The following is a 14,516-nucleotide window of genomic DNA, read 5'->3' on the forward strand; positions in this document are numbered from 1 at the left end:
AAGATACCAATATGAACAGAAAGCAAAACATAATTAAAACGGCTATTAATGAACAAGTTATTGATCACAATTTAACGGCTATTGGCGTAATGGATTTAGATGGTTTGAAAAAAACTGTGAATGACGCCTATGCCGCTTTTCCTGCTAATTTTTTTCATACCTTTGCGGTCAAAGCTAATGCATTAGTTAAAGTTCTAGAGCCTTTACGTGAATATGGCATGGGAGCTGAAGTAGCAAGTCCTGGAGAGCTATTAATAGCTGTTACCGCGGGTTTTACAGCTGAAAATATTATCTTCGATTCTCCAGCAAAAACACTGCAGGATTTACGAACCTGTATAAAAAAAGGAATCGCGTTAAATATAGATAACTTGCAGGAACTTGAGCGTATTGATGCACTAATGCTTGAATTTCCTGAAAGTACATCAGTAATAGGTTTTCGTGTTAATCCTCAAATTGGGGGCGGAAAAATAGGGTCAACGAGCACAGCCACAGCAACCTCTAAATTTGGTTACGCCTTAGTAGATGGTGACAATCGTAATGAACTCATCAGTATTTATAAAAAACGTCCATGGTTAAAGAGCATTCATACGCACTCTGGCTCTCAGGGCTGTGAATTATCTTTAATGGCAAAGGGGATTAAAATAATTACTGAACTTGCAGAGGAAATCAATTCTCTGGTCGGCCTCCAACAAATAACACGATTAGATATTGGCGGCGGCTTACCAGTTAATTTTAGTTCGGAAATAATTAAGCCAAGTTTCAAAGATTATGCTGATATTTTAAAAGCCGAAGTCCCGTTATTATTTACCGATAAGTACCAAGTAAAAACTGAATTTGGACGTGCTATTGTTGCTAAAAATGGCGTTATTATCACTCGCGTTGAATATACAAAAAATTCTGGTGGACGCCATATTGCAACCACGCATGCGGGTGCACAAATCATTACCCGCACTGCTTTTTTACCTAAATCATGGCCTATAAGAGTGACTGGCTATACCACAAAGGGTGAAGAAAGAACCGCGCAAACATCAGAAGTGGTCACAACCGATGTGGCAGGTCCGTGTTGTTTTTCCGGTGATCTTATTTGTAGTAATCAACCTTTGCCAAAACTAGAGAGCAATGATTATGTCATGGTGCACGATACCGGCGGCTATTACTTTACCAATCATTTTGATTATAACAGCCTACCCAGAGTGGCGATCTATACCGTAGCTGGTCACGATGATGATCTAACAATCGAATGTATCCGCCAAGGTGAATCTCTAGAGGATGTGCTAAACAAAATGTAACGATTCTTATTCGATAAAAGCATAAAAATAAAACCTCAATTAAAAATACTCAATCAGGTTCACTTTGTTTTAATTTACAGCAAAGCAGAGCCTAACTTTTGAGTTACTAATAATAAAGTGAGCTTAGCTATGGAAATAAATATCAGTATTCTTGAAACGCTCGTGGTAGCACTCATCATTCTTTTTTCAGGGTATTATTGTAATAGTAAAGTTTCATTCTTACGAAATAACAACATTCCAGAGCCCGTTGTTGGCGGCATTATTTTTTCAATATTGGCAGCAATCGCCCACTCTATTTTTGACATTCATTTTAATTTTGATATGAGTTTTAAAAATCCACTGATGACGGTATTTTTTACCACCGTAGGTTTAGGTGCTAGTTATTCACTATTATTAAAAGGCGGCCCAAAAGTTGTCTTATTTCTAGGTGTGGCAACCGTGTACTTACTCGTACAAAATGCTATCGGTGTTTCAATCGCAATCGGCGCTGGAATGAACCCTTTAATGGGTTTAATTGGTGGTTCAGTGACGTTATCAGGTGGTCACGGTAATGGCGCAACTTACGCTGATTTATTCATTACAGAATATAATATGCCTGCTAACATCTTTGAATTGGCCATGGCTGCAGCGACAATGGGCTTGGTTTTAGGCGGCTTAGTTGGCGGTCCAGTGAGTAAAAGGCTCATTACTCGTTATAATCTTAAAGCAGATGAATATCATGAGGAACTTGATGACACGATAACATTCAATCCAGAGGACCATGATTTAGTTACCCCCAAAAAAATGATGGAAACCTTATTTATCATTTTATTATGTATGACGGTTGGCCATATCGTTTATCTTAATTTAAAAGCTGCTGATATTGTACTGCCCGCTTTTTTAATGCCATTGTTATTTGGCGTAGTCGCCACCAATTTATGTGAAGTATCTAAGCGTTACACTATCAGTAGAGCTTGTATAGATTTATGGGGAACGATGGCGCTTTCTATTTTCTTAGCTTTAGCATTAATGTCATTAAAAGTTTGGCAATTAGCGAGCTTAGCAGGCCCTATGGTAGTGATCATTTTAATCCAAACAGTCATGTTAATGATATTTGCTTATTTTGTTACCTTTAGAATCATGGGCAAGAATTATAATGCTGCTATTATTGCTGGTGGTCATTGCGGTTTTGGCTTAGGTGCAACGCCTACAGCAGTAGCCAATATGGAATCTCTTGTCGCAAGGCATGGGCCGTCACCACAAGCTTTTTTAGTCGTTCCGTTAGTTGGTGCATTCTTTATTGATATTACCAATGCTTTGGTTATTCAACTCTACTTAAGTCTTCCTTTTGTCAGTCCATAAGTTACTAATGAACAACCGTCATTTCACGAAGTCAGTGGTTTTTAGAGCTACTTACAACAGCTGTGAAAACCAAATATCAATTACCATTATTTAAAAATTAATAAAATAAAAATCATTACTTCCTTTATCTACTCAAGTCTATCCTATAACCTAAGGTTATAGGATAGAACTAAAATAATAAAATTTATATTATTTTCCCATTGAATTTTTATTTAAAGATTAGATATCCAACAAGGTGTTTAAATGATTATACATAACAGAACCCCTATCTTAGAGGGGTTCATGAATGAGTAACAATAATACTCTTGCCTTAATTATTATTATTTTAGGGCTGTTTTCTGCAATATTTGTCAGTAATTCTGTTAATAAAACTTGGCTAGAGCAGTCTTATGTTTTTGATACCTACCAAACAGACTCAGGTAATCCTGCATATATATACAAGGGTAAAGAAGTTGTTATTTCAGGTATTGTTCCTTATCAAAAATCACCACTTAAACAAGAAAACTTAAATAAGCTAAACGAAGAACCTCTACTAAAAGAACAGTGGGTTGAAGATAAAGCACATAAATTAAAGCTGCTAAAGCCTGCTTTTCATTTTGGCATTTGGTCTTTGTTACCCGCTTTTATCACGATTGTTTTATGCTTACTTACCCGCGAGCCACTTACCTCACTGTTTAGCGGTATAGTGGTTGGTTCATTAATGTTAGGTCAATATGATTTAACTGATGCCGTTATCATTCCTAACTTGGCCAAAGAAGGCACCGCAGCGTTACTGTTACTCTATTTATGGTTATTGGGCGGGTTATTAGGTATTTGGTCTAAAACAGGTGCAGCACAAGCCTTTGCTAACTATATGACACTTCACTTTGTTAGAGGGCCGCGTTCAGCGAAAGTGATTTCTTGGTTACTTGGCATCTTATTCTTTCAGGGTGGCACTATGAGCACCGTATTAGTGGGTACAACTGTTCGACCTTTAGCGGATAAAGCCAATGTAAGCCATGAAGAGATGAGTTATATTGTCGACTCTACTGCCTCCCCTATAGCCACTATTATTGCTTTTAATGCTTGGCCAGCCTATGTGCAAGCATTGATATTTGTTCCTGGGGTATCATTTTTAGCGACTGAATCGGATAGATTAAATTTCTTTTTTAGTAGTATCCCCTTTAGTTTTTATGCCATCTTTGCCGTACTAGGTACCTTACTATTAAGCTTAAATATCACCACCTTTTCAGGTAAGAGAATTCGAGACGCCCATCAAAGAGCTCTAACAACAGGTAAGCTAGATGCTATAGGTGCAAGACCATTAAGTGCTAAAGAGTTACACAGCTGTGATGTACCTTCAGGATATAACCCTCATGTTTTAGAATTTATTTTACCGTTAGTCACCTTAATATCGATTGCTGTATTCACTTTTATATTTTTAGGCTCACCTAAAATTAATTGGGCTTTTGGGACTGCTTTATTACTATCAGCAGGTATCGCATTAGCAAAAGGCATGTCATTAACACACGTAATTGATGGTTTTGGTAATGGTTTAAAAGGTGTGGTGCTTGCTTCGGTGATATTAATGTTAGCCGTTATTATAGGCAGTATTAGTAAAGAAATAGGCGGTGGTTTATATTTGGTTTCACAACTTGGCGAGCAATTACCTTTTTGGACTTTACCACTGATATTACAATTAATTACTATGGTTATTGCCTTTTCTACAGGTACAAGTTGGGGAACTTATGCCATCGCATTTCCGTTAGCCATGCCTTTAGCCTGGGCTATTTGTCAGTCTCAAGGACTTGCTAACCCCGAACTTTTTATGATGGTTTGTTTTGCTACGGTACTTAACGGCAGTGTATTTGGTGATCAATGCTCGCCAATTTCAGATACCACTATACTGAGTGCGATGACCACAGGTTGTGATTTAATGGATCATGTGAAATCGCAGTTAGTACCTGCAACGTTTGCCGCAACATGTGCGGCTTGTTTATGGACATTAACCGTTTACCTGTTTGCCTAAGCTATACCCATGATACTCAAGGTGCGAGTTTCATGGGTATATATAATAAATTACCCCTAACCAACTTAGGATATAAAAATGCGCTTAAGACATATTGAGATTTTTCATGCAATTTACACCACTGGCTCAATTACTAATGCAGCAAAAATATTACATGTTTCACAGCCCTCTGTTAGTAAAGTGCTATCTCATGCTGAAATGCAACTCGGTTTTGACTTATTTGAACGGGTCAAAGGTCGTTTGACTCCAACCGATGAAGCCGAAATGCTTTTTGATGAAGTTGATAAGATATACCAACAGATGCGCTCGATAAAAAATACGGCAGAGAACATAAAAAAATCAGAGTACGGCCAAATAAATATTGCCGGTAGTCCTGCATTAGGCTTTGATGTTATTCCTAGTGCAATTGCAAAATACCACCATAAACATCATCAGGTGAACTTCAACGTACAAACCGTGCATAACGATGCGGTAATGCAAACCTTATTAGAACATAAATGTGACCTAGCAATATTATTTGCACCCAATGTCATGCCTGGCGTAACTTCAATTGAGTTGGCTCAGTCAGAATTAGTCATTGTTTATCCAAAAGTAAGCTTCCCAGATTGCCCTAAAGAGTTGACCTTAAACCAACTAAAAGAGTTTGAATATATCGATATTGGTGACAGTGGGCCGTTGGCAGATTTATTATGGACTAGAATGATGAAAGACAACATCAGTTTAGAGGCGTTAATAAAAGTACAAACCTATTTTATTGCTGCAAGGCTAGTCGCTCAAGGTGTTGGAATTTGCGTGGTAGATCGTTTTACCGCTGAAGGTAATTTATCGGATAATACGGCTATTGCATCTTTTAATCCACCATTAACATTTCCTGTTAAAGCTTTGTATCTAGAAAACAAAAGTCTGTCTAAGGTAAGCCAAGAGTTTTTATCTTATTTAACCACAGAGTTTTCTGACGACTCAAAATAATAACCAAGAAAACATATAATTATAATGTAAATCAGGAGACAAAAAACACAGTACATTTAATGCTTGTATTGGTACTGTGTTTAAATTGTCTGCTAATGAATATTAACTAATAGGCCTCGGCAACCGCCTCTTCTACTAAGTTAACAAGCTCCTCATAACCAAACACCACTAAAGGTTTTCCATTAACAAAAAACTGCGGTGTCGCTCGTACTTTTAATGTTTGTCCATCTTGAATATCTTGTGCAATAGTTTTTGCTATGTCGCTGCTCTGCCAATCGGCATCAAGTTGGTTGTGGTCTACATTTAGCGTTTTTATACCCGCTAATGCACGGGTAGGATTTGATACGTGATGTTCAACCCAGCGCTGTTGGTTAGCAAATAACAATTCAAGTGCCGGCCAAAATTCTCCTTGTAGATGCGCAGCTTCTAACATTTTTACAACATCATCTGAGCCTTTGTGTAATGGCGCATAACGCATAACCACGTTAACTTTCCCTTGATATTTCTTAACTAAGTTATTAATTAATGGATAGAATTGACTACAAGTACCGCAAGCGGGATCAAAGAATTCAACAATAGTCACTTTCGCTTGTTTACCACCTTTAGAGGGAGCACCAATACGTTCTAATGCCGGTAATTGTTCGCTAGCTACCGTTGATGGCTGTTGGCTTTTGTAAACTCCAACTGCTGCAATGAATATGACGCCGATAAATGCGGCAACGCTGATAAAAATAGTTTTATTATTCATGATTATTCCGAGTAAAGATCCTAGTAAATTTATAGTTTATACCCAAGCCACTTGAAGATGCGTGTTTCAGGACGCTTGAGCAATTCATGATCAAGGCGCCTCATTTTATTAAGGGTTATTCCCTTAAAAAAGGAGGCAACGAATAACATGGTTTGCTCAGACGTCCCCGCAGGGCTGGTTTAGAAACGCTTTATGCTACGTTATTGATTTCGACAATAGAATAACTATTCTCTTCAATCAATGCCTTGCCTAAAGGCATTTCTAATTCCAGCTGAAACCTGCATCTTCAGGTAGCTTGGGTATATGTTCTGTTAAGTGTTTTTGTTATTAGTTTGAATGAATGATTTTTTAGCAAGAAATAATAACAGCCCTAACAGTGAAAATGTAATCAATGACATCACCGGGATGTTGATAAAGCCAAGTAAATTAAAGTGGGTTTCAGAGCAAGGAATTCCAAGAACACAGGGTTGTGCCGCTTCTGGGATAATGCCTGCAACAACTAACACATGAAATAGTGCAACAAACCAGCCAAAGATAACCAATGGGCTAGCGTAGCGAATAATGCTTACATCAAAAGGAAAAAGTGCCAAAGGCAGCATAATCACTAAAGGGTAAAGCGCAATTCTTTGATACCAGCACAACACACAAACGGGTAACTGCACTATTTCGCTAAAAAATAGACTGATTAAGGTGCCACTTGTAGCTAATATCCATGCGAAGAAAAGTAAATTCCATGGTTTATTATTCTCAGCGCCAGCTGTTTGTAAATTATTCATTTGCTTTTATCTGTTCAATATAAATGAGCGCTAAGTGTAACTAATTTTAGTGGTTGTCATCTGTATCATTTTTGTAGCTTTACAATAAATTATCGTTAACTTTGTTTTAAGTCAGATAATTGACCAAATCAATCAGGTATTACTCCCTCATACATAGCATTATCTATATAGACGAGTTGTTGAAAAATGATATTAATGGCGGCTAAATAGAAATTTTGATTAATATTGGCATAATCATCAAATTCACTATGATAGTTTTTATGAGTACCTACACCAAAATATATAAAAGGGATCCCTGCTTTACTGAACACACCATGATCACTTGCCATGAGCCAATTTGCTCGATTGACATTAGAGCCTACGCTTTTAACACGTCTGAAACCAGGCGTTAAGTGAATAACTGAGTTAGTCTTAAAGTGATGTTGAAGTTGAGTTAATTCATCAAGTTGCTGACTTGAAAGTAGTTGTGCAAGATCCTTTTTTAAAAAACGTAATTTTTTAGTTTTCTTACTCCCTGCAATCATGTCTAGATTTATGTTTACTTTAATCTTACTGAGTATATTTTTCTGCTCAGCAATGAAAGCTTTAGCCCCTAACAAATCAACTTCTTCGCCATCAGTAAATAACAAAATAACACTGTATTTCAATGGACTATTCTTAAGTAATTCAGCATAGAGCAATAAAGCTGCTACCCCTGAAGCATTATCATCTGCGCCGTTGTAGATTTTATTACGTTTAGTACCAAGGTGATCATAATGAGCAGTTAATACAATGTATTCGTCTTTTTGATGAGTACCCGGTATACAAGCAATGACATTAGTGCCTTGCTTGGACTGAAATAGAGTTGATTGTTTGAAGTGGTGGCGATATTGGTTGTTAAATGCGGGTATTGAGAGAGTCTTAAGCGCAGAAACAAGGTAATCCTGACTTTCAATACTGCCTGGGCTAGCAAATTTACGACCTAAAAATTGATCTGATGATAAATTTTTTAAGTGCTCAAGCACTGATAAATTGTCTTTGTCAGATATAACTGGTGATAGTTGTACTGAGCTTCGCCAAGGACTACTCCAAGCTATTGATACATAAAGCAGGCTTAGGAATAGCAAAGATATTATACTTCTATTCAATGATTAGTTGTCTCATGGTATTTAAGGAAATTAAGTTTCGCGATATATTGCTTCTGCGTATCTTTCGTTTTTGTTAGCGCCACCGCTTTTTTCATAGCATATTTAGATAACGCTAATTTATCTTGCTTGTAGTAAGCTTTAGCTAAGCCAAAGTAAAATTCATGTTGTTCATCATCAAGTTGAATAGCTTTCTTGTAATGCTTTATCGCTTGGTGATAGGACTGCTTAAAAAAAGCTTCATTACCAAGTAATGCATGATAGTAAGGGTTTTTAACACGTGCTTTGTGTATAAATGCGTCTATTTTTTGTGCTTCCTCAGGTCGTCCTTGTATGGTAAACAACAAAGCTAGATTACCGAGTGAGGTAAGATTATCACCTTGTAGGCTAATAGCATGACTATAAGCACTTTCCGCCATATCGTAATGACCAGAGAGTTTATATAAAACCCCTAAATTTCCCCAAGCGGAAGAAAAATCACTATCGGTAATGGTCGCTTTTTTAAGATATTGGTAGGCCAGTGGGTAGTTTTTATTTAGCATCTCCTCTGCCCCTTTATTATTATAAAACATAGCGAGTAATGTATGCTTTTCAATAGTGTGAGAAGGAAAGCTTTTCTTTGCAACAAAAGGGTCAAAATCGATTCGAATTTTTCTTGCTCCCCAAACGACGCGCTTATTAACTTCATCACTTTCTTCTACCAGTAAATTCACATGACCTGTTAATAAACTATATTGGCCATTCCTTACCCAATATTCAGGAACATCAACATCTTGAAAGCTAATGTTCATGCCCGCTTCATCAGCTAAAGCATACGCTAAGATGGTGAGTGACATACAATTAGCTAATTTATTATGGTAGGCCTGTCGTGCGGTAACATTGGCATTACCGTCGTAACTTAACGCGATACTCTCTTCATTAAACAGGTGATCAAGTAATACTCGCGCTTTTTGCTGAGTGGTTAGGTTATTACCTAATTTATCCTGAACCATGGCACGCATGCCATCGTCGAGCTGAAATATCTCTAGTTCTGTTTCGATATGAATGGGTTCTAAAGAGAGGAATTGATTATCTAAGTATAAGTCTGTTGGCGAGCTAGCTTGGTTAACATGGAGGTTTTGATTACTTTGACAAGCAAGTAAAAGTGGAAAACATAATAAAAGACTACATAAATTGCTTTTCATAACCACTCCAATAACTCGAGGAATGATCAAAGCCTATTATAAAAAATAAAAAGTTGCTACTTGAGTAACTAACTATTCATATTTAATTACAATTTATGCACTAACTAATACTTAATTTACAACGAAGTTTGAGCGATTATCTTTCGCCCTTACCTAAGAAATAGACAAAACGTAACGTAGTATTATGATCCGAAGTATTAGCATTGGTACTGTGGTAAAAGCGCCAATCTAGTTGTAAAGCAAAATTATTATTAAGCTTATAATGTGCGCCAACACCCGCATTAACTTGGAATCTTTTCGTTTCTATGTCTTTTTTCCACAACGTTTCACCAAAACCTGTCGTTAGGTAAGGTCTGAAGTCGCTTTCACTATTAAAATAGAATTGACTGTCTAAGCTATAGTTTTCATAATTAATTTCTGCAGGGCTGAAACCGTCGGTAAACTTACCTTTGGAGTAAGTCACTCTGCTTGAAAATTGACGGGTAAAATATAAACCTAAACTGTATTCAGTCGTTGTGTCACCCTCAACTTCCCATAAATCATCTAGCTCTGTCTGACCCACACCATAACTAACACCAATAATACCAGTATCAATAGGATCTCTAGCTCTTGATGAACGTTTGGCAGTACTTGGCGAGTAATGGCCACCATCACCCATTTGTAATGAAATATTGAAGCTAACTTGACTATCAGTTTGACCTGCATCACCGTAAGGGATTTCGTTAAAACTTACATAACCAGTACCTGCTCTGATAATTTCTTTACCGAACATGTTGTTAATACCAACACTCATACTATCAACTGGATCAAGAAAGAATAATGCAGTGCTACCCAAAATACTTGAGCCCCAAACATCACCGCCGTCTTCTCTAATATCCATTTCGGTATTAAATGCCCACTCACCATAGGCCCAACCAAGTACAGGGGTAATGACTAAATCTTGAATTGAAGGTACTTCAGCAAAGGCTTCAATGCCGTATTCCCAGTAGAAGGTCGACATAATCGTTGCGTATACGAATGAATCCCACTGACGATAGCCTGACTTACGGGCTACTTGATAATACACACCACCAAAATAAGGATGACCGATCAGGTTTAACATGCCCGTGTCTCTGTCCCATACAGGGCCAGATTTCACGTTCTCAGTCCACTTATTAAAAACGCCTTCTTCTTTATCCCAATTTGAGATGTCTTCTGGTAATAAAGCAATTAAACCGATAACACCAAAACCGTAGGCAAAAATTGAGTTAGTTTGAGACCAAAGCCTGTCACTATCCTCACCGTTTGGATTCGAAAAAATAGACACTTGATAAGGGGATTCGAAAAAATCATCTGCTGGTGATAAATTTTCAAAACGGGTATTAGTCGCCATTTCTCGATAAATTTCATCAAGATTTTCAACGGTAATTGCGGGACTCAGCGCTACATCAGTTTCTGCTTGCTGTGAGCTAACAGGTACTTGCGATTCAATGTCTTGGCTGGCTTCTGCTTGAGCAAATGAGTGAAAAGGTAATAAAGAGGATGTTACGAGTGATACGGCTAAAGCAATACGTTTAATATGTTGTGTATTAGCCTTACTGGAAGTTTTATTCGTATCCATAATGATCACGCGCAGTCCTTAAGTATTAACAATGTTCAATCTCTTTATAATCAGCAATAGCTTTTTATATCACTTTTATAAAATCATAAAAGCAAAAAGCCGCTAACTTTTCAGTTAGCGGCTTTTTTGAATGTGGCGGTGAGATAGAGATTTGAACTCTAGAAGGGCTACAAACCCTTGCCGGTTTTCAAGACCGGTGCTTTCGACCACTCAGCCATCTCACCAAGTTACTTTAAAGAAAGATTTTGCTATTCCTCAAAAGTGGGCGCATTCTAAATACTGGTGTTCTATTTGTAAAGCGTTAAATCTAAAAATTGTTAAATAAAGTTATATAAACACATAAATAGCGTATTTTAATAACAAGTTGTCTTAAAAAGCATCACTTCACGGTGTTATTGTTACACAGGAGTGTTAACTGTTTTATTCATGCCAATCGTTTAGCAAACTAAAACGTAAATAAAGCATCCGTTAAGATATTAATAGTTTTATCACGGAGAAGTAATGCAGGCCCTACCCCCAACCTTTAGTAATATGTTGTGCTCCGTCATGCCATTTCCTTATTACTAAATGATTTGTCAGTCTATGAACTTTTTAAATTAAGTAAAAACATATCTTTATCAATAAATTAATCCTATATTAATTTATTGATTTACTAAAAAAGTTAAATAATAAAAAACTGATTTACAAATAACTCTTGAGGGATAACAAATGACAGTAAAAAATCTTATTTTGGCCGGCGTAACCACCAGTTTATTATTGGGTTGTGCTACAGGTAATACCCCTGCTGATAAAAAGAAAAATGCCGTTAAAGAAACGTCTGAAGCGCTACAACAAATCTATGAAGATCATCCAACAGCTAAAGGTGTATTAAGTAAAAGCTTAGGTTATTTGGTTTGTACAGGTAGTGATAGTTATTTATTTGCCGCATCTACTGGTGGTGGTGTTTGTGTCCTTAAAGTGAATGGACAGTCAGAGTTTTATCGCTTTGCATCGTTAGGTGTTGGTGTTGGCATTGGTTTTAAATCAGTAGCTTTTGTTTATGCTTATAGCAGTGCTGAAGCGTTAAGACGTTTTAAAGAAGAAGGTTGGGATGCCGGTGCTCGAGCTGAAGCGAGTGCAAAGCACGAAGAAGAAGGTGGACAAGCCGCAGCGAATACTTCTTATGATGTTGATGGGGTAAGAATCTATCAATCAGCATTATGGGGGGCAGCAGCTCAAGCGACAGTGCAAGGTTATAAATTTTGGCCAACTGACTTTACCGATGATGTAGTGCAAAATGCTGAGTAAAACTAGCAATCTTATGCCTATTGCCTTGATGAAAAGTAACTAAAGGCATTAGGTAGCTTAGCTAGTGTGTACAGTGAATGAAATTAATGTCATTCACTGTTTTATCCTCCAACACCAACTAATTTATCTTCCTCACCCTCCCCACGCTTAAATCTAATGATGTCTGTTCTTGTATCAACCTTGAAATAAATTTTTAAAATTGACAGAGAAATCAGATCATATTTCGGACCATATTTGAGACATAGTTGACCTAAGTATCTAAAAAGATTAATGTCTTCTTATAACGTTCAGCTGAAATTATACTTTACAAATTTATCGCTTATTAAAAGGCGATAATTAATAATTTTAAGCCAATTGCTCCTTTATTAAAGGACACAGCTGCAGCGAATAAAATGTGCTCATAGCGCAAGACAAGGTTTCAAACAACAAACTGCTTTATGGAATTTATTTTAACAGGGACAATCATTCATGATTAATAACAATAACAAACTAATCATCTCATCAGTGTTCGCACTCTCACTTACCGCGTGCGGCGGTGGTGGCTCTGACACCCCAGAGGTACTACTAACACCGGATACCGTAGAAAAACCAGTACCAGTACCAGTGCCTATAGCAGAACCCGCGCCACTCCCCTCTGAGACTACTATTAGATCAAGTGGAAAAGTTATTGATGGCTATGTCGTCGGCGCAACCGTTTGGTTAGATTTTGATGGGGATGGAAAATATGACCAACAAACAGAACCCTCTACCGTATCAGGTGAGTCCGGTGATTACAGTTTTGAATTCTCTGAAGATCAAGCAGCATGTGTCCCGTATTCAACCACTTATGTCGACGTTCCCGTAGGCGCGATGGATCTTGACCTCGGTGAAGTTACTGAAGCTTACCAAATGTCATTCCCACCATCCATCGAAGCAATATCTGATAATGATATCCGCAACATTTCACCACTCACCACGGTTATTTGGGGACAGCTAAAACGCCAACTAAAAGCTAGCGGTAAAGGCAATTTAACTTGTGACCAACTCAAACAAGATAGTGCCCTTCGCAACGAAATAAAAAATGAAGTTGAAAATGTGATGCTTAACTTGGTGCAGCATTACAACCTATCAGAAGAGCAAATATATTCCGACTTTATCGCCTCTAAAGATAGTGAAACGTATGACCATGCTCAATCAATCGTCAAAGGCCTAAAAGCAGCATATAAACACAAGAAAAAGCTTGAAAAAATTTACCCTGACGCAGCTGAAATACGCGTCACTGTTTACCAAGATGCAGTCAGAGATGAAGAGCTGGGATTCACAGATGCGTGGTATCGCGATGAAATTATTTTCCTTGAAACAGAAGATTTTTCAGAATTTGTAAAACTTGCTGACGATCAATCACTCTCTAAGGTTGATATAATCCTATCTAAGTTTCATGAAAGCGGACAACCTTGGGGCGATCAAAACGTTGGAGGATGGTTACGTGTTCGTCAAGATATCTATCGTAACGATGATAACTCTTATCGTTGTGGCAATGTAGAACGTGTCAGTTTCGAAGAAAACAGCGTGCTGTATGAACTAAGTAATATCGTACCCACAGTATCATTTGCAACAATAGAAGAATGCTCAAATGATAATCTAGAAAATCCTTATGAACGTAGCTACTCATACCGCTTCACCGAAGGAAATTCAACTTACTCTACTGACTTTTACTTTAGAGAACAAAACGCAGAGTTCACGGCTCTACCTGATTGGATCAACATAAAAGACAAAAGCGACATGTTAGCTGCTACTGAGATAATCAGCCACATGTCTTCCTTTGCCATTGGTTGGGACCAAGATGTGCTTGTTGATACCGATTACTGGCGTAAACGCCTAGAATACGACAATATTATTATTGACAAAGATAATCAAAATAACTGGGTCAAATCAATTAAACAAGAAGACAACACTATCCTCTTTGAATGCAGTGTAGATGGGGTGGTTTGGGTTACCTGTGAAGGCTAATGATTAAACACAGGAGGTGAGAATAAACTCACATCCTGTGTATTCAGTAAAAGGTTGTCGATTATCCATTTTGGATGAAAAATCGACAGCCTGTACTTACCTCATAAATAATCCATTAAAATAGCCTCAACCATACTTTTTCATGTAAAATCCCATCGATAAAGCATCATGCTTTCACATTGCTAAATTCAAACCATCATT

General features: G+C 37.5%; 11 protein-coding genes and 1 tRNA gene. 6 read left to right on the top strand and 6 right to left on the bottom strand.

Annotated elements, in window-relative coordinates; translation table 11 throughout:
* Positions 1 to 11: 11 nt before the first annotated feature.
* The 4 genes from CXF79_RS13595 to CXF79_RS13610 all read left to right on the top strand — a co-directional run bounded on the left by CXF79_RS13595 (position 12) and on the right by CXF79_RS13610 (position 5,607).
* Entirely contained in the window at positions 12 to 1,289 is a 1,278-nt protein-coding gene (locus CXF79_RS13595; RefSeq protein WP_101155535.1) for a diaminopimelate decarboxylase, read from the top strand.
* Positions 1,290 to 1,418: 129 nt separating this feature from the next.
* Positions 1,419 to 2,630, top strand: a complete 1,212-nt coding sequence (gltS, locus tag CXF79_RS13600) for a sodium/glutamate symporter (protein WP_101155537.1) — start codon at positions 1,419 to 1,421, stop codon at positions 2,628 to 2,630.
* A gap of 286 nt (positions 2,631 to 2,916) precedes the next feature.
* On the top strand, positions 2,917 to 4,638 hold the full coding sequence (locus CXF79_RS13605) for a Na+/H+ antiporter NhaC family protein (RefSeq protein WP_101155539.1): 1,722 nt from the start codon (positions 2,917 to 2,919) through the stop codon (positions 4,636 to 4,638).
* A gap of 78 nt (positions 4,639 to 4,716) precedes the next feature.
* Positions 4,717 to 5,607: a LysR family transcriptional regulator gene (locus CXF79_RS13610; protein WP_011043506.1), complete on the top strand. Its 891-nt coding sequence runs from the start codon at positions 4,717 to 4,719 to the stop codon at positions 5,605 to 5,607.
* 106 nt (positions 5,608 to 5,713) lie between these two features.
* Here the strand turns inward: CXF79_RS13610 and CXF79_RS13615 are convergent, their stop codons facing one another.
* The 6 genes from CXF79_RS13615 to CXF79_RS13640 form a co-directional block, all read right to left on the bottom strand.
* Positions 5,714 to 6,355 carry a DsbA family protein gene (locus CXF79_RS13615; RefSeq protein ID WP_101155541.1) on the bottom strand — a complete coding sequence of 214 codons (642 nt, stop codon included), beginning with the start codon at positions 6,353 to 6,355 and terminating at the stop codon, positions 5,714 to 5,716.
* Positions 6,356 to 6,666: 311 nt separating this feature from the next.
* Positions 6,667 to 7,131, bottom strand: a complete 465-nt coding sequence (locus tag CXF79_RS13620; RefSeq protein WP_011043508.1) for a disulfide bond formation protein B — start codon at positions 7,129 to 7,131, stop codon at positions 6,667 to 6,669.
* Positions 7,132 to 7,259: 128 nt separating this feature from the next.
* The gene (locus CXF79_RS13625; protein WP_232769178.1) at positions 7,260 to 8,258 is read right to left on the bottom strand and encodes a M20/M25/M40 family metallo-hydrolase; all 999 of its coding nucleotides are present in this window, start codon (positions 8,256 to 8,258) and stop codon (positions 7,260 to 7,262) included.
* Positions 8,255 to 9,439 (bottom strand): tetratricopeptide repeat protein, encoded by a 1,185-nt coding sequence (locus CXF79_RS13630; RefSeq protein ID WP_101155545.1) that lies wholly within the window; start codon positions 9,437 to 9,439, stop codon positions 8,255 to 8,257. Before CXF79_RS13630 ends, CXF79_RS13625 begins: the two co-directional genes overlap by 4 nt.
* A 136-nt stretch (positions 9,440 to 9,575) precedes the next feature.
* On the bottom strand, positions 9,576 to 11,039 hold the full coding sequence (locus CXF79_RS13635) for an acyloxyacyl hydrolase (protein ID WP_101155547.1): 1,464 nt from the start codon (positions 11,037 to 11,039) through the stop codon (positions 9,576 to 9,578).
* 133 nt (positions 11,040 to 11,172) lie between these two features.
* A tRNA-Ser gene (locus tag CXF79_RS13640) sits at positions 11,173 to 11,263 on the bottom strand.
* A gap of 484 nt (positions 11,264 to 11,747) precedes the next feature.
* On the opposite strand from CXF79_RS13640, the gene CXF79_RS13645 reads away from it, so the two are divergent.
* Both CXF79_RS13645 and CXF79_RS13650 read left to right on the top strand, forming a co-directional pair.
* Complete coding sequence (locus CXF79_RS13645) at positions 11,748 to 12,326, top strand: hypothetical protein (RefSeq protein ID WP_101155549.1); 579 nt, start codon at positions 11,748 to 11,750, stop codon at positions 12,324 to 12,326.
* A 468-nt stretch (positions 12,327 to 12,794) separates the two neighbouring features.
* The gene (locus CXF79_RS13650) at positions 12,795 to 14,315 is read left to right on the top strand and encodes a hypothetical protein (RefSeq protein ID WP_101155551.1); all 1,521 of its coding nucleotides are present in this window, start codon (positions 12,795 to 12,797) and stop codon (positions 14,313 to 14,315) included.
* Positions 14,316 to 14,516 lie beyond the last annotated feature (201 nt).

Source organism: Colwellia sp. Bg11-28 (assembly GCF_002836245.1).
GTDB classification, from domain to species: domain Bacteria; phylum Pseudomonadota; class Gammaproteobacteria; order Enterobacterales; family Alteromonadaceae; genus Colwellia; species Colwellia psychrerythraea_A.

What these genes read in the sequence shown, in the direction of transcription:
- CXF79_RS13595 (WP_101155535.1), top strand. Translation starts at nt 12, where the DNA reads ATGAACAGAAAGCAAAACATAATTAAAACGGCTATTAATGAACAAGTT.
- CXF79_RS13605 (WP_101155539.1), top strand. Translation starts at nt 2,917, where the DNA reads ATGAGTAACAATAATACTCTTGCCTTAATTATTATTATTTTAGGGCTG.
- CXF79_RS13650 (WP_101155551.1), top strand. Translation starts at nt 12,795, where the DNA reads ATGATTAATAACAATAACAAACTAATCATCTCATCAGTGTTCGCACTC.
- CXF79_RS13610 (WP_011043506.1), top strand. Translation starts at nt 4,717, where the DNA reads ATGCGCTTAAGACATATTGAGATTTTTCATGCAATTTACACCACTGGC.
- CXF79_RS13635 (WP_101155547.1), bottom strand. Translation starts at nt 11,039, where the DNA reads ATGGATACGAATAAAACTTCCAGTAAGGCTAATACACAACATATTAAA.
- CXF79_RS13620 (WP_011043508.1), bottom strand. Translation starts at nt 7,131, where the DNA reads ATGAATAATTTACAAACAGCTGGCGCTGAGAATAATAAACCATGGAAT.
- CXF79_RS13630 (WP_101155545.1), bottom strand. Translation starts at nt 9,439, where the DNA reads ATGAAAAGCAATTTATGTAGTCTTTTATTATGTTTTCCACTTTTACTT.
- gltS (WP_101155537.1), top strand. Translation starts at nt 1,419, where the DNA reads ATGGAAATAAATATCAGTATTCTTGAAACGCTCGTGGTAGCACTCATC.
- CXF79_RS13645 (WP_101155549.1), top strand. Translation starts at nt 11,748, where the DNA reads ATGACAGTAAAAAATCTTATTTTGGCCGGCGTAACCACCAGTTTATTA.
- CXF79_RS13615 (WP_101155541.1), bottom strand. Translation starts at nt 6,355, where the DNA reads ATGAATAATAAAACTATTTTTATCAGCGTTGCCGCATTTATCGGCGTC.